The organism is Paenibacillus sp. FSL L8-0340, from assembly GCF_038593145.1.
Lineage (GTDB): Bacteria > Bacillota > Bacilli > Paenibacillales > Paenibacillaceae > Paenibacillus_AQ.
Genome location: NZ_CP151967.1, coordinates 5,611,446 through 5,628,499, shown reverse-complemented (window position 1 = coordinate 5,628,499; position 17,054 = coordinate 5,611,446). Strand labels below are relative to the sequence as shown.

The 17,054-nt window shown below is 53.1% G+C and carries 18 protein-coding genes; all 18 read left to right on the top strand.

The genetic code is table 11. The annotated features are described in order from the left end of the window. The first annotated feature begins 61 nt into the window (after positions 1 to 61). The 18 genes from terL (at position 62) to NST07_RS25630 (ending at position 17,019) form a co-directional block, all read left to right on the top strand. A complete protein-coding gene (terL, locus tag NST07_RS25715) occupies positions 62 to 1,780 on the top strand; it encodes a phage terminase large subunit (RefSeq protein WP_342480414.1) in 1,719 nt (572 codons plus the stop codon). 19 nt (positions 1,781 to 1,799) lie between these two features. Continuing rightward, positions 1,800 to 2,615 (top strand): LAGLIDADG family homing endonuclease, encoded by an 816-nt coding sequence (locus NST07_RS25710; protein WP_342480413.1) that lies wholly within the window; start codon positions 1,800 to 1,802, stop codon positions 2,613 to 2,615. Then, positions 2,615 to 4,180 (top strand): portal protein, encoded by a 1,566-nt coding sequence (locus NST07_RS25705; RefSeq protein ID WP_342480412.1) that lies wholly within the window; start codon positions 2,615 to 2,617, stop codon positions 4,178 to 4,180. Before NST07_RS25710 ends, NST07_RS25705 begins: the two co-directional genes overlap by 1 nt. Further along, on the top strand, positions 4,177 to 5,016 hold the full coding sequence (locus NST07_RS25700; RefSeq protein WP_342480411.1) for a phage minor capsid protein: 840 nt from the start codon (positions 4,177 to 4,179) through the stop codon (positions 5,014 to 5,016). The genes NST07_RS25705 and NST07_RS25700 overlap by 4 nt, the downstream gene beginning before the upstream one ends. 90 nt (positions 5,017 to 5,106) lie before the next feature. Then, positions 5,107 to 5,793: a scaffolding protein gene (locus NST07_RS25695; protein ID WP_342480410.1), complete on the top strand. Its 687-nt coding sequence runs from the start codon at positions 5,107 to 5,109 to the stop codon at positions 5,791 to 5,793. Positions 5,794 to 5,855: 62 nt separating this feature from the next. Further along, positions 5,856 to 6,974 (top strand): DUF5309 family protein, encoded by a 1,119-nt coding sequence (locus tag NST07_RS25690; protein WP_342480409.1) that lies wholly within the window; start codon positions 5,856 to 5,858, stop codon positions 6,972 to 6,974. Between the two features lie 48 nt (positions 6,975 to 7,022). Beyond that, on the top strand, positions 7,023 to 7,460 hold the full coding sequence (locus tag NST07_RS25685) for a hypothetical protein (RefSeq protein WP_342480408.1): 438 nt from the start codon (positions 7,023 to 7,025) through the stop codon (positions 7,458 to 7,460). Between the two features lie 2 nt (positions 7,461 to 7,462). Beyond that, the gene (locus NST07_RS25680; RefSeq protein ID WP_342480407.1) at positions 7,463 to 7,669 is read left to right on the top strand and encodes a hypothetical protein; all 207 of its coding nucleotides are present in this window, start codon (positions 7,463 to 7,465) and stop codon (positions 7,667 to 7,669) included. 14 nt (positions 7,670 to 7,683) lie between these two features. Beyond that, positions 7,684 to 8,070: a hypothetical protein gene (locus tag NST07_RS25675; protein ID WP_342480406.1), complete on the top strand. Its 387-nt coding sequence runs from the start codon at positions 7,684 to 7,686 to the stop codon at positions 8,068 to 8,070. Further along, complete coding sequence (locus tag NST07_RS25670) at positions 8,070 to 8,390, top strand: hypothetical protein (protein ID WP_342480405.1); 321 nt, start codon at positions 8,070 to 8,072, stop codon at positions 8,388 to 8,390. Before NST07_RS25675 ends, NST07_RS25670 begins: the two co-directional genes overlap by 1 nt. After that, the gene (locus tag NST07_RS25665; protein WP_342480404.1) at positions 8,390 to 8,767 is read left to right on the top strand and encodes a minor capsid protein; all 378 of its coding nucleotides are present in this window, start codon (positions 8,390 to 8,392) and stop codon (positions 8,765 to 8,767) included. Before NST07_RS25670 ends, NST07_RS25665 begins: the two co-directional genes overlap by 1 nt. Before the next feature lie 65 nt (positions 8,768 to 8,832). Continuing rightward, positions 8,833 to 9,363, top strand: a complete 531-nt coding sequence (locus tag NST07_RS25660; RefSeq protein ID WP_342480403.1) for a hypothetical protein — start codon at positions 8,833 to 8,835, stop codon at positions 9,361 to 9,363. 58 nt (positions 9,364 to 9,421) lie between these two features. Beyond that, the gene (locus tag NST07_RS25655) at positions 9,422 to 9,862 is read left to right on the top strand and encodes a hypothetical protein (protein WP_342480402.1); all 441 of its coding nucleotides are present in this window, start codon (positions 9,422 to 9,424) and stop codon (positions 9,860 to 9,862) included. 77 nt (positions 9,863 to 9,939) lie between these two features. Continuing rightward, positions 9,940 to 10,164, top strand: coding sequence for a hypothetical protein (locus NST07_RS25650; protein ID WP_342480401.1), 225 nt, complete (start codon positions 9,940 to 9,942; stop codon positions 10,162 to 10,164). A 17-nt stretch (positions 10,165 to 10,181) separates the two neighbouring features. Next, positions 10,182 to 10,571 carry an HK97 gp10 family phage protein gene (locus tag NST07_RS25645; RefSeq protein ID WP_342480400.1) on the top strand — a complete coding sequence of 130 codons (390 nt, stop codon included), beginning with the start codon at positions 10,182 to 10,184 and terminating at the stop codon, positions 10,569 to 10,571. Further along, positions 10,568 to 14,185: a hypothetical protein gene (locus NST07_RS25640; RefSeq protein WP_342480399.1), complete on the top strand. Its 3,618-nt coding sequence runs from the start codon at positions 10,568 to 10,570 to the stop codon at positions 14,183 to 14,185. Before NST07_RS25645 ends, NST07_RS25640 begins: the two co-directional genes overlap by 4 nt. After that, on the top strand, positions 14,182 to 14,982 hold the full coding sequence (locus NST07_RS25635; protein WP_342480398.1) for a phage tail domain-containing protein: 801 nt from the start codon (positions 14,182 to 14,184) through the stop codon (positions 14,980 to 14,982). The genes NST07_RS25640 and NST07_RS25635 overlap by 4 nt, the downstream gene beginning before the upstream one ends. A 15-nt stretch (positions 14,983 to 14,997) precedes the next feature. Then, entirely contained in the window at positions 14,998 to 17,019 is a 2,022-nt protein-coding gene (locus NST07_RS25630; RefSeq protein ID WP_342480397.1) for an SGNH/GDSL hydrolase family protein, read from the top strand. Positions 17,020 to 17,054: the final 35 nt, after the last annotated feature.

Below are 17,054 nucleotides of genomic sequence, written 5' to 3'. Positions count from 1 at the left end.
TATCGCATGGATTAGCGGAAAATGGGTCGCACGCGCCGAACGCGACGAAAACATACGCGGCTTGAACGGACTCGTTACTGCGCTGACCGGCGTAGATATCGCGTCTCTTCCGGCCGAAGATCAGCGTGCGGTCGACGAACAGATCGCGGAGCTTGAGCGGTTAACTATAATCAACGCGTGCGAGGACGATTTACTTGCGTTCTCACTCGAATATTTCAGCGAAGCGAAGAATCCGGGCAACTCCGGTAACTGGGACGGGTTCGACCTCGTAGATATCGCGGATGCGCCTGCGTTTCACCGTGAAATCTGCGACATAATGGACGATGTCTCTAACGTGAACACGAACGATAAGGTAGCGGTCGCCGCGCCACGTTCACACGCTAAATCAACGTATTTATCGAAGGCGTTTCCGTTGCGGGAACTCGTTTACCGCAAGCGTAAATACGGAATCATCATATCGGAGACGCCGACGGTATCGAGCGGTAACCTCGACTGGATATCGCTGCAGCTCAAGCATAACGCTAAACTCCGTCGCGACTTCGGTCCGTTACTATCGCCGAAGCAACAGGAGAATCCGAAGGATAATAGCTCGGAGTTCATCGCGTGGGAGCGTAACGAAGACGGAACGCAGCATTTACTCGCTAAGTTCGAAGCCGCCTCCGCCAATCAAGCGCTGCGCGGACGTAACTGGAACGGTGTGCGGCCAGACTTAATTGTTTGCGATGACCTTGAAGATATTAAGTCGAACGCGGCCACTCCAGAACTGCGCAAGAAAATGAAAGACTGGTTCTCACAGACTGTCGTACCGCTGGGAGATCCGAAGGGAAAGCGGACAGCCTTCGTTTACATGGGAACAACGGTCCATCACGAAGCGCTGCTCGTTGACGTGCTATACAATCGGTCGGACTTTAAGAGTCGAGTTTATCGCGCAATCATCGAATTTCCAGAGCGTATGGACCTATGGGAAGCGTGCCGTCTCGTTTATAAAGACCCAGACCGCCCGAAAGAGCAGCGTGTTACTGACGCGAAAGCCTTATACGAGCTGAACCGCGAGGAGATGGAACGCGGATGTGTCGTACTGTGGCCGGAAGCTCAGCCGATATGGACGTTGATGCGCTGGAAGTGGGATAACAACTCTAAAGCGTTTAACACAGAGTATATGAACAACCCGGTCGACGAGGAGTCGATGATATTCAATCCGGAGGCGTTCACGTATTGGGATAGCGCGCCAATTCACGAACTTTTAACGCAGTATCCGCGCCCGATTGACATTTTCGACGTTTATATGGGCGTCGACTTCGCGATGGGGAAGACGCGGGGGGATTATAGCGCTATCGTCGTTATCGCGCGCCACAAAAAGACCGGAACAAAATACGTTATCGATGCGTTCGGCGAACGAATAAAGCCGGACGCTTTTTTGCGTGTAATCGTCGAGAAGGCGCTGCGATATCAACCGAATGCGATCGCGGCCGAGGCGCAGGCAGCGCAGGAGTTTTTTGTTACGCAACTAAAAGCAGCACTTAAGGCTGCGGGCTATCCAGCGCATACCCGCGTCAAGGAAATATACCAGCGTTCGCGGAAGGGTTTGCGAATTGAGGCAATGATGCCTGCGATTGAGAGCGGGGAGATACAGTTCAGCCGGAAACATGCGCTATTGCTGGAGCAATTCGAAATGTATCCGTCCGGTACTCATGATGACTTACCGGATGCGCTCGAAATGGCAGTTAGTATTGCGAAGACAGGACGGAAGAAAGTACGTAATAAACCCGCAGGAATGTAAAACGGAAGGAGGACGCCTGTTGAGTAGATCGTTATTATCAGAACGATTAACAAAGGAAGTTCTACGTCAAGAACTGACCGTTGAGGGGAGAACTTATATTGAACTTGCAGAAAAATACGGCTGCTGTTCTGCGAGTGTTAAACGAATAGCCGCAACTTATGGAATATCGAGGAAGACATGTCTGATTGATGAAGATTTCTTTCTTACAGAATCCTCAGATTTATTTTACATTTTAGGACTACTCGCTACCGATGGCTATGTGAGCGAGAGATCGAGAGTCGGGATAGAGTTAATCGACCATGACGTAATAAGCTGGCTTGCAGAGACGGTCCATTATACGGGTACTATCTTCTCACGGACTAGAAACGAGGGTCAACCTACGTACACCGTACGCTTCACGTCTAGCATAGTCGCTGCAGTCTTGGCGCGGTATGGGGTGACAGAGAGAAAATCAAGAACTCTGTCCATCTCAGACATCCCCGAAAGGTTTGTAGCTGACTTTATCCGGGGCGTATTCGAGGGTGACGGTTGTATCCACTTTAATAAACGCCCAGGCCGTAAGAATAGTTACTCATATGCTTTCGAGATATGTTCTGCATCAAGTATTTTTATTAGTCAGGTTTCCGCCATGCTCAATAAAACTTTCGGCGTAAAACCCTCTATTTTAATTACAAACCGAATAGGGTGTCCACTTTACAAAATCTCAGTCCGCAATATAAGAGACATCTCTCGCATCTCCGAGATACTATACCCCATCGGTGCAGTAGGCATGAGAAGAAAGATGCTTAAAATGCGAGAAGTCTCCACTTACTACAGCACGAGGGAGGCTGCGTAATGTCAAACAAGCTTTTTCAGCCGGGGAACACATACCCGCCACCTCGCGACATACCGCGTCTGGCCCGATATAAACGCGGCCGCACGATATTCGACGGTCGCCATCCGGAAATCTACGATCGCGCATCGTCACTATTGAAAGATACGCCACACGCTGCGCAGCTTAAAACGCTGTTCATCGCGGTTAACCTTATGGACATTCTACTCACGAAGCCGGCGGATTTGCTGACCGGTGAGCCGCCTACGTATGAGAGCGGAAAGGGTCCGGGATCACGCGAACAAGAACGTCTTGACTCAATCGTCGAAGAGAACGACCTCACGTTAACCGCGCATGAACTTACTATCGGAGGTGGCTATCGCGGCGACTCGTTTTTGAAAACGTATTTTGCCTCGCGTGCAGACGTGACGGAAACGGAAGAACTCGGGCTGCCTGCGCCAGAAGTACGTCTCGAACCAATTATCGAAGCGGTCCCTGCTAATCTCGTCTTTCCGGAATTATCACGCGGCTCACGCAAGAAGTTCCGAGCGATTAATGTCGCATGGATCGATTGGGTCGAGGAGCCTGGCGGTAAAGTTGTGCGCTGGCTGTATGGCAAAGCGGAGTCATATGTACCGTATCTTGTGGTTGAACGTTACATTCCCGGCTATATTGTGTACGAGCGCTATGAACTCGCGGAGGCTGGTGTTAATTCAGAATGGGGCGTTCCGATTTCTACGTACCTTATCGGGGATAAGATCGATACTGGCCGCGAGGTTGATGTAGTTGAAACGGGAACTCCGGAACTGCTGGTCCGCCATATTCCGTACAAGTCCGTAGATGACCGCTGGGAAGGTATCAACGGAGTTGAAAAGCTGGAAAGCGTACTGAGCGCAATTAACGAAAGGCTAGCGCAGATTGACTACATCTTGTGGAAGCACAGTGATCCGTGGATGTACGGACCGGAAGACCTCGGCGACGACGGCGACAATACTACGGGCGCTTTACGTGGAGGCGGGCGCTATATTCCGGTGGGAAAAGAGGACCAGGTTCCCGGCTACATGGTATGGGAAGGTCAGCTCGAAGCTGCGTTTAAAGAGCTCGACATTCTGCTTGGCCTTGTCTATCAAATGTCTGAAACGCCGCAATGGTTGTTCGGAACAACGCTCGCCAACGATAAAGGCGGAACCGGCACGTCGCATACAGACAGCGGCGCAATCAAAGCGCGATTTATGCCGATCTTGGCGAAAGTCAACCGTATCCGTGCGCACGTTGACCGAGCTCTCCGTGACGCGATATGGACCGCAATGCAACTCGAAAACTTCGCGAATCGTGGCGTAGACGGATGGGTGCCGTACGAGCCCGTTTATCCGCGTATCGTTTGGCGCGACGGCCTGCCGATCGACGAAAAAGAAGCGGCCGAAGTCGCTAATATCCGTACTGGCGGCAAGCCTACGCAATCCGTACACGACGCCGTGAAGACGCTCGACGGCGTTGATGACGCGCAGGCTACGGAAATCATCACGCGCATTGACGCGGACGAGGAGCGTACGGTCGGAACGGTAGAATCGACGGTGTTTAACGAATGACGCCGATTATACCGGACCCGACGTACGACTACGATATCGAGATACTCGTCCGCGCATATAAAACCTCGTTGCTCTCGATAAGCGCAGAACTCTCACGCTTAGACTTAACTGCAATGTCTCGCGCAAATGCGAAAGCTACGCTCGCCGAGGTTGCGGCTATTTTGCGTTCCTTGAACGACGAATCTGCTGCATGGGTTGAGCGCTATATTCCAAAGGCTGCGACGGACGGAATCGCGCGAACTATCGTTGCTCTTGGCGCTGCTGATACGCTGCAGGACGCGGAGAATATCGTTAAGTTTAACCGGATCAATCGCGAGTTTGTTGCGTCGGCCGTGGCAGATACACAGGCAGACTTACTTGCGGTTACACAAAACGTCGACCGTCGCGTTAAGCAAGCAATCCGCCAGGTAACCGCCGACTCAATGCGTGCGAATCTCACGCGCGGGATCAACGGTAACCGAACGCTTAACGCGGACATCGTGGCGCGTATGAAGAAAACGCTCGGCAGCGCGATTGATACCGGCATTATTGACGCAGCGGGCAGGCGTTGGCGTCCGGAAGTTTACGTCGAAATGGTCACGCGAACAAAGATGTCGGCCACTAATCGCGAGTCAACCGTCAATGAGGCGGTCGGGCGCGGCGCTTACTACGGAGTAATTTCGAAGCATAACGCGATTGATAAATGCCGGGGCTACGAAGGAATGATCGTTAAGCTGACGCCGGACGCGCCTGGGGATTACCGGTACATCGGCGATCTTCCACGTAACGAGATATTTCATCCAAATTGTAAACATTTAGTAACTGCGATACGCGATCCGAAGTTGTTGGAGCAATAAGGCTCCGCGTCCCAAACGTATAAGACGCGATAAACTGGACGGTCAGACACTCTATGCGCTACGCGGCGCTAAAACGCGGGAGGATACGATATGAGACGATTATTTAACGGATTCATCCCTTTCTATAACGCTGATAACGGCGGAGGAGAAGGCGGAAGTGGTGGCGGTGAAGGCGGAGAGGGCAAGCCGCCAAAAGTTGAGTTTTCAGCGGAACAACAGGCGGAGTTGAACCGCGTCATTGCGGAGCGAGTCGACCGTGAGCGCAAGAAATTCGGCGACTACGACGAACTGAAGACGAAGCTGACCGCGCTTGAACAGGCGGAGGCTGAGCGTGCGAAAGCGGAACTGACGGAGACAGAACGTTTAGCGGCTGATCTGGAAGCCGCACGTACTAAAGCGCAGGAAGCCGAGGATCGCGGAGCTGCAGCGATTGTTACCGCAAATAAACGCTTGATTAACGCGGAGTTTAAAGCGTTGGCGCGCGAGAAGAACGTGCCGGCTGACCGTCTGGCTTCCGCGCTGAAATTAGCGGACTTGAGTAATGCGTCTGTAGATGACGAAGGAAACGCGGTCGGCGTGAAAGAAGCGGTCGAGGCGCTTATCGCAGCGGAACCGTACTTAGTTGCGGAGACAAAACCGAAGCCTATTGGCGTCAGTGGTGGCGGTAATCCGGATGAGGACGAGAGGAAGACACTCGAAGCTCAACTCGCCGAAGCACGAAAGGCAAAAAACTTCTCTAAAGTAATCGAAATCTCAAACAAACTAGCGAAAAAGTAAGCCGAGGCTACGGAAAATTCCGGGCCTTTTTATTTTGACCAAAACCAAGGGGGAACTTATTAATGTTGAAATCTTATGACTTTCAGGACCAAGTACGCCAGCTCGAAGCAGGTATTTCACTTATCATCGACGACGCTCCGACATTGCTCGGCCTTATCGGAATCGGAACTACTCCCCTGTATCAAACGAAATACGAGTGGATGTCGGATAATCTAAACTCTAACCGCGCTACAGCGGCAGCGGCGGCACTGGTTGGCGCAACTTCGATTACTGTAGCTGAAGGTGATGGACTGAAATTCCGCGTTAATGCAATCGTGGTTATCGGCGAGGAGTACCTGCGTGTCACAGCCGTAGCAGGCGACGTCATTACCGTAGTGCGCGGCTACGACGGAACAACCGCAGCAGCCGTAGCCAATGGCGCAGAGATTCGGATCGTATCCCGACCACAGCTCGAAGGTGCGCTACCTGGCGTAGATGAGGGCCACGATCGCCTCGTTGATTTCAACTACGCTCAGATCATCGAGCGCTATGCGGCCGTATCCGGTACTCAACAGAACGTGCGGACTTACAACGTTACCAACGAGCTCGACTACCAGGTACAGCTTCGGTTGAAAGAGATCGCGCGGGAACAAAACGACTGGTTGATCTATGGTCGCCGCATTGACGCAGGCGCAGGGACTCCGCGCACAACCGGTGGTCTGTTGTATTTCGCGGATAAGAAAGGCTCCGCTAAACAGAATGCGAACGGTGGCGAAATCACACCGAAGATGCTGAATGACCTCGCGGAGAAAGTGTACCAGCGTGGCGGTTCCGTTAATACGATTTTGACTAACACTGCAGGCGCTCGTCAGATTACGAAATTTGCTTCGGATACTATCCGTACTGAGCGCACAGATACCGCAACCGGCCACAAGATTCAGACATTCGTGTCCGATATCGTAGGCGGTTCCGTTGCGACTGTCGTAGTCGACCCGAACTTCCCGAAAAACAAAATCGCGCTGTTCGACCGCGATATCCTGTCTATCGATCCGTTGAGCGGACGTGCTTTGTACGACGCAGATGCTACGGTTCCTGGCGCTGACTTTGTTGCGCGTCAGATTCGCGGTGAGTACGGCGTGACGGTGAAAAATGCGGCCGAGAAAATCGCAATCCTTGAGAACATCTCTACGTCGGTATCTTAATTACGTGGGAGCTTCGGCTCCCTTTAATCTTACGGAGGTGAACGAATAGTGGCAATAACAGATCGCGACAAAGAACGCTTAAACCTCGTCAGCCCTGCAGCTAATGACGTAGGTCTCGGCGATATTATTCAAGATCTGCAAGAAGGCGCGGGAGGCGGCGGGGGTAGCACCGTAACGGCTGCGGATATCACAGACGCAACTACCGTCGGACGTAGCGTTATTAAGGCAGCGGACGCAGCGGCTGCTCGTACGGCGATTGGAGCAGGGACGTCTTCCTTAGCTCTCGGAACAACCGCAGGCACGGCACTGGCAGGTAATTCCGCACTGTTAGCTCTCGGGACTACGGCATCCACCGCTGCAGCCGGTAACCATGCACACACGGCAACGCAGGTAACCGCAACGGCAATCGGACCCGGCACCGCGACAACAGTACAGGGAATACTCGCGGAACTTGCAGCGCGGATAGCGACACTGGAGGCAGGTTAAACGTGGCGAAATATAGCGCAAGCCCTTTTTACTCCGTTGTCGGCGGAATTGAGTTTAACGTGGAAGGCACGTACGAAACAGAAAGCGCGGATGAAATAGCGTTGTTAGATGCGCTATCTCCAACATGGATCAAACAAGAAGCACCGGAGGAAGCCGTTAAGCCCGCGCCTAAACCGCGTAAGGCTCCCGCGAATACCTCCGCAAAATAACGGGAGGTGAGCGCATGGCTCTAACGGTTGAAGACGCAACAACGTATATCAACGCGAATTGTATCAACGTTGACGATTGGACGGACGCAGACGACGCCAAAAAACTACGGATAGTTAACGTGGCAGGACGGACGCTGACGAACAAATACGCTCAATATACGATACCGGACGCGGCGGTTTACGAATATGCGAACGCGCTGGCGACCGCATTTAACGATACGAACGCGCTGCAGCAGCAAGGCGTAGCGAGCTTCGGTATCAGTGGCGTAGCGAATTTTACGTTTAAGGACGGGCTGAAAACGGGCTTGGACGCGCTAATTCCTGACGTCGTTTACACGCTAATTGGCGCGGAGAATGGCGTTAAGCTCAGTAAGCGCGCGGTTAAGTGGGTGACGATGTAATGGCGATCTTACCGCTGAAACAAACGGTCACGATTACGCCGGCGGGCGGCTTCGATCCGGATTACAATACGCCGATTCCGGGCGTCCCTTATACGTTGAAATGCCGGTTCCAAGAAGGCGTTAAGCTGGTCCGTAATCAACACGGAGCCGAAGTTGTCAGCGTCGGAACGTTCTACTTCGATAAGCTCGCAGATATCGGCCTAGACGCTAAGCTTACGTATACCAACGAATTAGGAGACGAGGCGACCTACGATCCATTAACCATCGGTGTAAAACGGATGCTGAGCGGTCGTCCGATTCTAACGGAGGTGGACGTATAATGTCGCTAACTCTAGCGGATATAAACGCAGCGGTGCGGCTGGCAATGCCGGGGATTACCGTAGTCGGCAACGACTTTATCGCAGCAAATCCGGACGATTGCGCATATGTGCGGATAACGGGCGGCGGCGCTCCCCGAGAGTGGTCGTCCGTTGCTTTTCCGGCCTTTCAAGTCGTGATCCGCGCGAAGCTGGCGGCGACCGCAGAGGCGAAGGGTAACGCGTTAATCGCGGCGCTACACGGCAAGACCGAGTTTATGCTCGGGAGTACGCGCGTGGTGAAGTGCCTGGCGGATCAAAGCGCGCCGTGGTATCTCGGGCCTGACGAGAGTAGCCGCGCACTATACTCCGTCAATTTTACGTTAACAACGTCGCTATAAATACGAGGGCTGTCCGTAATCGGGCGGCTCTTTTTAATGCGCAAATATAGAGGGGGAACCAATGAATGGCTCAGAATTTTTCGAAGATCGAAGTCGGCCCGGCAATCGTTGAGTACGGAACTGGCGCGAGCATGGTCAAATTTGAAACGACTATCGGCGGCGTTGTACTTACGACTGAAACAACATACCGCGACCAGAAGACGGATCAGACCGGGGAAACAATCGTAGGCAAGCGGGTAACTGGGCGTAATGTCAGCGTTACAGTCCCGTTCGGCGAGTATGACCTGCCAACTATTCCGAAGATCATGACCGGAGCGGAGGTCGTGACGGGGGCTGGTGGTTCGAAGGTTATCGTCAAGACTGGCGTCGGTCTGAATCTGATTGATACCGCGAAGATTGCCATAATCAAACCGCTGGCTCACGCTACTGATCCGGATTTCTGGATAACGTTGCCACTGGCGTACAGCGAGACGGACCTGTCCTATTCGTTTAATAACGAGAACGAACGCATCACCAACGTAACGCTCCGGTCAACTCCGGACGAAGACGGCGTCATCCTTATCATGGGCGACGATACGATTACCGCAACGCCATAAATCACGCTGAAAGGGGCGCTTAACCGCGCCTCTATTTCTTTATAAGGAGCGAAAATAAATGCCGATTTTCAAGCGTTCAGATAAAGCGGAATCCACCGCACCAGATATCGTAATTGACCCAAACGTAATCCAACTCGGAGACAGGATGGTAAAGGTGCGGAAGGTAGCGGTCGGCCAATGGCGTGAACTATTCGCCGCCGTAAACATGTTACCGGAATTGATAATGGGCGTCATGTCAGCGCCGGCAGAGAATCGCGCAGCTTATCTATTCGCGGTCATTGATCACGCACTCAACGATATCGTGCAGGTGGTCAGCGTATTGACCCGGTTCGAGCCGGAGTGGATTGAGGAAAACGTAGCGCCGGACGAATTGATGGCGTATTTTACTGCCGTCGCGCGCGTGAACGATTTCGGCGGACTCCTAAAAAACGTGCAAGGCGCTCTAAAGCTGACGCAAACGCTGGACAAAGCAGCGGACGCAGCGATGAGCGCGGAATAACGCTTGATCAGTTTTTCATTGACGCAGCCGTCCGCCTCGGCAAAACGCAGGTCGAGCTTGAGACGGGCTATTACGTTATGGACTTGCTTGACGTGCTCGATGCGGAGACACGGCGCAGAGCTGGCGAATCCTTAGATTTGCTAAACGTTAACATAATGTCGCATACGACGGATGCGGACGGCTTCCGCAACTACTCGAACGAACTGCAGCGTAAAGCGGGCTTTGAGATAGCGGATAAGCCAACGTTTGACGAGGCCGGATTTAATAGACTGCGCGACCAAATGCGCTCGGGAAGGGTGTGAACGGAATGGATTTTAACATGGACGCAACACAATTATACCGATTTCTAGAGCGCCAACGCGAGACGGTTATCGAGGCGGCCATCTCCGGTGTACACGACGCTACCGACCATTTGCTCGCGACCAGCCGTGATATTGCGCCGTTAAAGACCGGAACTCTCCGGATGACGGCTGGGAAGGAAGTCAAGGTAAAGGACGGACAGGTTTACGGAGAGGTGTTCTACTCTGCAACGGAAGAAGGGCGGAGTGGTGCGCGCTTTAATTACGCCTTGCGTGTACATGAAATGGGCGCGTACAAAAATCCGACAACGCCAGGAACGCGTCCGAAGTTTTTATCGCAGCCACTCCGGACGAATCAGCGGCTATACCAACGCATGATAAACGACTCAGTAAGGAGGGCGCTAGGATGACAACGGGTGGTACTAACGTCGGAGAAATACGCGCGCGGATCACGCTTGAGATGTCGGAGTTCCGGCGGCAAATGGACGAGGCCCGACGCAGAATACAAGACCTAGAACGCGATTCACGGCGCGGCGCAGATGGTATGCGTGATCTGTCGTCGGCACTGGCGGGAATAGGCGCAGGAGCAGCACTTAATAAGCTCGTCCGTGAGATGAAGGACGCTGTCAACGAAGCGAATAAGCTATTCAACGCATTCCAAGGACTTAACGCGGTTGCCAAAGGCTTCGGAATACAAACAAAAGACGCGCAGGCAGCCGTACAGGACCTGGCTTCGCGCGGCTTCTTATCGTTAACTGAGGCGGCGCTGGCGTATAAAACCGCAATGTCTACGGGGCTGGGACTAGAGCAGTCCACCGCGCTAATCAACTCACTCGCGGATTCGGCCGCATATAACCGGCAGTCCTTCTATACGATGGGCGGCGCGATCCAAGCCAGTTTGGACGGGATTAAAAACGGCAACTCCGTACTTTCGGACGCGGTCGGTGTGACGAAGAACCTGTCGGTCATGCAAAAGGAATACGCAACCTCTATCGGAACAACGGCCGGACGCTTGACAGACGCGCAGAAGATACAAGCGGCGTACAACGGCTTCATAAACGAAGGTAGGCTATTTGTAGGGAATGCAGACGAGGCCATGCAAGGATTCACCGGAACACAGGCTCGCTTTACGCAGGCAACGAACGAGGCATCAGTCGCATTCGGCCAGGCGTTTACACCGCTGTTCCAAACGGTACTCGAAACGCTGACACCTACGATTATTGCGTTGGCGGATTTCGTTGAAAACAACAAGGCGCTCGTGTCCGCTGTAGCAGCTAGTGCGGTCGGTGTATTAGGGCTTGTTACGGTCCTCGCAACGGTGCCACCCGCGCTTAAGCTTATCGTTGCGGGATTTAAGGCTATGCAAGTGGCTGCGGGACCGGTCGGCTGGATTACGCTTGCGATCGGAGCACTGGCGGGCGGCATCGGTTATCTAACGACAGCAAACGCCGAAGCTGCAGCAGCCACGAAAGAACTCGCCAAGCAGCAGGCTGATCTTAACGCTGTACTCGACAAAGCGCCGATTGACCGTACGCAAGCGGATGTTGAAGGGTTAAAGGCCAAAACGGAGGAACTGACGCCAGTTCTCGAAGAACGCGCTCGGCTGCAGGAACGGTTAAACGAACTGAACGCAGCTCAGGAAAACGGCACGTGGATGCCGGAGATGTTCGCGGAAACAATGGACGTCAACGAAGCGCTTGGCGAACTCGACGAAAAGCTTGAGGACCTCGGTTACACTGGCGTCGAACAGGCCACCGAAAAGCTAGGCGAAATGAACGCGTTCGTCAAAGCGGGTACTATCGCTATCACCGACCAGGATAAAGCCGAAGCTTCTGCGCTTGCCGCGAAAAAGGCCACGCTTAAGGAAATGAGCGCATATGCGGCGGAGTTTAAAACGCTGAATGCCGCGCAGACGCTTGACGCATCGCAAAAAGGTCGGCTGGTTGATATAACGGAAAAATTGATCGCACAATACCCGGAACTGAACGCACGGCAAGGCGAAGATGGCCGTATACGCGCGAATAACATCGACACGATTATCTCGCAAATCGATACGGATAAGCGGTTCACGGATATGGCAGCGGCAAACACGACCGCTAGAATCCGCAACTTTGCACGCGAAAACGAAGCGCAAGCGAAGGCCGTACAAGCGCAGATCGATAACCTGCAGCGGCTTAGTAACGCATTGGCGGTTGTATCCGGATATAACGCCAGCACCTTTGCGGACGACGTGGCAGCGCGGACCGAGCAGAGACGACGCCAGTCTTCGGGTGCTGTCGGAGATATCGTGATGAACGGGGCTTTATCTCAAATGGTGACGTCCGGTGCTAAAACGGAGGTTGACGCTAAGTTAGACGAGGCGCTGCAAAAGCAACAAAAATACGCAAATGCATCGCGCGACTTGGAAAAGCTTGCCGCCGAGGTCGAGAGCGGTACGCAGTCGTTCAGTAAGGACGTTATCGCACCTGACGCGAAGAAGGGTGCGAAAGCTAAGGAAAAGACCGGAAAGACGCCGGCCGAACTCGCTGCGGAAGCGCGTAAAGCTGCATATGACGCTGACCTTAAAACCGTCCAGTTCCAAGCGGATTTTTACGATATGACTGCGGACCAGCAAATCGCGAAGTATGACGCGCTTAAGAAACGCCATGCAGCGTTTTTGAAAGAGTCCGTAGATGATTCGCGTACATTGGCGCTCCAGCTTAAGCGGCTCGGTGAAGACTCCGCACAATCACGCTACGATTTCAGCACAACGTGGATCGACGCGGAAGAGAAGCGCATGGAAGACGCCGGTAAAACGGAGCTGCAGATAGCGGAGGTGAAACTCGCAAGCTGGACGCGATTACGCGACCGATACGCTAAGGATTCGGAGCAGTATAAAGCCGCCGATAACCAGCGCCGTCAATCCCGGAAGGACGTAGCGACCGCAACCGAGGCGGAAGCACGCGACCAGTACGACGCCTCCGCGAAATGGATCGACGCGGAAGAACGCCGTATGGAGGACGCGGGCAAGTCGGAAACAGAAATAGCGCGGATGAAACTCGACGCGTGGACCCGCATACGTAACCGTTACGCGAAGGATTCGGAATATTACGCGAAGGCCGACGAACAGGCGTATCAATCCCGCAAGGAACTCACGAAGCAGACGGTAGCACTCGCGGACGATCTCGTCAAGGCGCAAAAGGACGCGATTAACGACGCAAAGAAGGCGGACCTCGACGCAATCGACGAGCGCAAAAAGGCCGCTATGGACGATTACGATTCGCAGATTGATGCGATCCAAAAGCTACGCGACGCTAATAAAACGCTGAATGCGGACGCCGATTACGAGACTCAATTACGCGAGAAACGGACGCGGGCAGCGGAATTGCAGAGCGCAGTCGGACCGGAGGGCATAGCGGAACGTGACGCAGTACTCAAGGAAATCGAGCGTATGCAACTCGAACACGACCGCGATCTTACGGACCGTACGCTCGAATCGCAGCAGGACGCGCTCAAGGACGAAAAGGACGCGAAGGGTCAGGCGTACGACGCTGAGAAATCCGCAGCCGAGGCGCAGTACAGTGTGCTATTGAGTTCGTTCGAAGCGTATAGCGGCAATATCAAAACGGTCGAAGACGGAATCGCAGCGTATCGGGTCAGCGCAAGTAGTGGCGCTAATGCCGCAATCCTCACGGAGCTTGACGCGTTCATTACGCAGTACAACGCGAGGATGGCAACCGTTAAGTCTCCGCAGACATCGGCGAAGACAAGCGTAGGTAGCGGCGCAGTGGGAGCGGCAGCACCTATCATGTCGAGCGCAGGCGGAATCAAACTTAACACGCAGCAGCAGTCAGCGTTATGGGGCGCGATTCCTATTCCGCGTATGGCTGCGCAGGCTCCGGCGGCCGTTACGCAGATTACGCAGAAGATCGACATGAGCGTCAACGACGTTGAGATAAAAGATCGCGCCGACATTGCGACTTTATATGATGAGCGGGCGCGGGCAATGGCGCGGATACAAGCTGCGGGGGTGAAAACGTCTTGACGAAGCCGGACGTAAACGTAAACGGAATATGGATGTCAACGGTAGGGGCGGCGCTTTATGAGCGTCGTCTTCCCGTTTTGCCCGACGTAGAGGATAACACGCTTAAGCTCGCGGATAGGGACGGCGTGCTCGATTTCGGCGGCACATACGGACCGCGAACGATGACGCTGACGTTTGAGATTACGTCGTCTGCGGAGGAGTTTAACGCTACGGTTGCGAATCTCGCGCGCACGTTTAACGCTCGGCGCGGAGAGCTAGCGCTAGAGTTTAACGATATGCCGGACAAAAAGTGGCGCTGTGTCTACGCGGGAACACTGGCGCTCGGCGCGACAGGCTCACGTTTAATTGACGTACAGTTGCGGATGAACGATCCGTGGCCGACAAGCGCGCAGACTACGGAATTACGCGAGTATGGACAGGGGCTCTCCGTTGGTGAGGGCTATTTTTATACGGATCACAGTTACGAAGTCACGGCGAGTGGGCAGTCTTTTGTCGTTAACAACGCAGGCTCGAACGATGTTGGACCGCTGATTCGGATAACCGGCGCGTTTACGAATCTATCGCTATCAGACGGATTCGATACACTGACGCTTACGGGATCAACCGGAGTCAACGACGTTATCGAGATCGACTGCGCAACGGATAAGCAAACGGTGAAAAAGAACGGCGCGAATGCTTACGCGATGAGTAACCGCGTGTTTCCGATGTTGTTACCGGGCGATACGACGTTTACGGTTACGGGCGCTGCGGTTAACGTGCGGATTGAGTTCATCTACCGGTACAAATACTTATACTAACGGAGGTAATTGCGGATGGGATTTGTAAGACGCGTAATATCGAGCGCGCTGGACTTGGCGAATCTAGCGAAACATAACGCTAACTTTGCGGATATTGAGACGGATTTAACGGATCACGAGGCGCGTATTGGCACAGCGCAGGGCGATATCACAACGCATAAGGCGTCCACGAGCGCGCACGCAGCCGAGACGATTACGTATAGCGGCGAAGTGTCGGGCGCAGAGAACTTGAAGGAAGCGGTAGATAGTGTTAAGACGGAGCTAACGCAGGCCATTATCGCGGGAGACAGCGGGCCGGAAGCGGCGGCTGCGCGGGCGAGCGTGAGTGGGACCGTTTATCCGACGTTGGGAGACCGGTTGAACGCGGAGTATGACGGAGTTACTGCGCAGTTAGCGGATATTGCGCAGCTTAAATTAGCAGCGGATATTGACGAGGTCGCCAATACGCTGAATAAGCGGGTGGATGTTGAGGCGCTGCGCACTATGCAAATTGTCCGTTATGGTCAATTCTTTCAAAAGCTTCGGGAAGGTCTGACCACACGGATATGCTGCCAAGGTGACAGTATGACATACGGCCAAGATTCAACAAGCTCGGATAAGCGCCCAGCAGACCCAACGCTTTGCCCTGACGGATCAACACATACTGAAACAAGAGCGTCCACTACGTTTCCAGAGGCGTTGCAGCAATTCCTGCAGCAGATCAATCCGAACGTTACGGTAATTAACCGGGGGTACAGCGGAGACTGGTGCCAACGGGCATACACACGTTGGAATAAGAAGCATAACAGCGATCTGACAATCCTTATGCTCGGCACAAATGATGCAACTGCCGCCTGGGTGCCTGAGGCGACGCGGGGGAATATTGCGGAATACGTAAAGTGGTACGAGCAATTGATTATCCGGGAACTTTTGTGGGATAAGGCCGTTATCATCCTCACCCCGCCGAAAGCCCGGCACTCTCAATTGGATTACAACGAGGCAATTGACATGTTCCGTAATTCCCTTCAATTACTCGGCGCGAAGTATTGTATTCCGGTGATTGACGGTGAGGTATTCCTGCGCAATTACAGCGGTGCGGTCTATAGCGACTCTGTCCACCTTAACGCTGACGGGTATAAGGTGTTTGCCGCAAAGGTGGCGGCTATGCTTCTTGGCGAGGGTCCGGAGAACATTAACCGAGTGCAAAGCGGATCGAAGCTGGCTGTTCGCCGGACAATAGACGGGTTTATCCCGGTCGGCGCCGTAAACATATACGAATATTCCGGTGGATCGACACCGCCAGAACAGCAATATCCGTTAGTGTGTGACATCGGGCTTGCCGGAGCCTGCTATTACACATTTTGGGCGGAGACAGATGATTTAATCGCGATACCCAACATGGTTGTTGCGCCCTCCAAGTCAATGAGTATCCAAGCCAATTTCGGGACAGTTGTGCCCGAAAACACTTTGGATATGGCGCTGGATAAGGTAATAAACCCGGATAACAACCTTAGTAACGTAGACTATATCGCGGGCAGCTCCAATCTTACGGTAAAGCGGTCGATGCAGTTTACGTTCATAAAGGTAAACAAGGGCTGGAACGTGGTGAAAATCTCCGGTGAGGGTACTCTTAACGGTATGGAGTTTATTGATTACTGGGCAAACAAAGCCTCAGAAGCAGTCGGTATATATTTAACCACTACGCATCCTGAAGGATATGACGGGTCCTTATCTGTATCTTCAATTGCAGTAAAGCTCGATCATATTGAACGTGCAAATGGCGTTAAATTTAACCAAGATGAGTTTTACCGGAACCCAACTATTAAAATATCAGTACACTCCAATCAAATGGCGGTAGTGGAATACGTTTACACAATCGGGGCGGGCTCATTTGGATATTATTTCGCCTTGTATAAAGAGACTGAGCTGGTTTCTGGACAATTAGCAGGTGCGAGACGAATCAGTGGAATTGATTTTAACGACACTACGAAGGTGTTGACATTAAACTTTAGTGGGTCCTTGACGAACAATTCAGCGATATCCATTTCTATTATGTAAAATTGAGGAATATCACATACAGATTCTTTCATTAT

Bases quoted from the DNA above. Each gene is read 5' to 3' on its own strand.
- NST07_RS25645 (WP_342480400.1), top strand. From the start codon at position 10,182: ATGGACGCAACACAATTATACCGATTTCTAGAGCGCCAACGCGAGACG.
- NST07_RS25660 (WP_342480403.1), top strand. From the start codon at position 8,833: ATGGCTCAGAATTTTTCGAAGATCGAAGTCGGCCCGGCAATCGTTGAG.
- NST07_RS25640 (WP_342480399.1), top strand. From the start codon at position 10,568: ATGACAACGGGTGGTACTAACGTCGGAGAAATACGCGCGCGGATCACG.
- NST07_RS25705 (WP_342480412.1), top strand. From the start codon at position 2,615: ATGTCAAACAAGCTTTTTCAGCCGGGGAACACATACCCGCCACCTCGC.
- NST07_RS25650 (WP_342480401.1), top strand. From the start codon at position 9,940: ATGGACTTGCTTGACGTGCTCGATGCGGAGACACGGCGCAGAGCTGGC.
- NST07_RS25700 (WP_342480411.1), top strand. From the start codon at position 4,177: ATGACGCCGATTATACCGGACCCGACGTACGACTACGATATCGAGATA.
- NST07_RS25695 (WP_342480410.1), top strand. From the start codon at position 5,107: ATGAGACGATTATTTAACGGATTCATCCCTTTCTATAACGCTGATAAC.
- NST07_RS25665 (WP_342480404.1), top strand. From the start codon at position 8,390: ATGTCGCTAACTCTAGCGGATATAAACGCAGCGGTGCGGCTGGCAATG.
- NST07_RS25630 (WP_342480397.1), top strand. From the start codon at position 14,998: ATGGGATTTGTAAGACGCGTAATATCGAGCGCGCTGGACTTGGCGAAT.
- NST07_RS25675 (WP_342480406.1), top strand. From the start codon at position 7,684: ATGGCTCTAACGGTTGAAGACGCAACAACGTATATCAACGCGAATTGT.
- NST07_RS25655 (WP_342480402.1), top strand. From the start codon at position 9,422: ATGCCGATTTTCAAGCGTTCAGATAAAGCGGAATCCACCGCACCAGAT.
- NST07_RS25690 (WP_342480409.1), top strand. From the start codon at position 5,856: ATGTTGAAATCTTATGACTTTCAGGACCAAGTACGCCAGCTCGAAGCA.
- NST07_RS25670 (WP_342480405.1), top strand. From the start codon at position 8,070: ATGGCGATCTTACCGCTGAAACAAACGGTCACGATTACGCCGGCGGGC.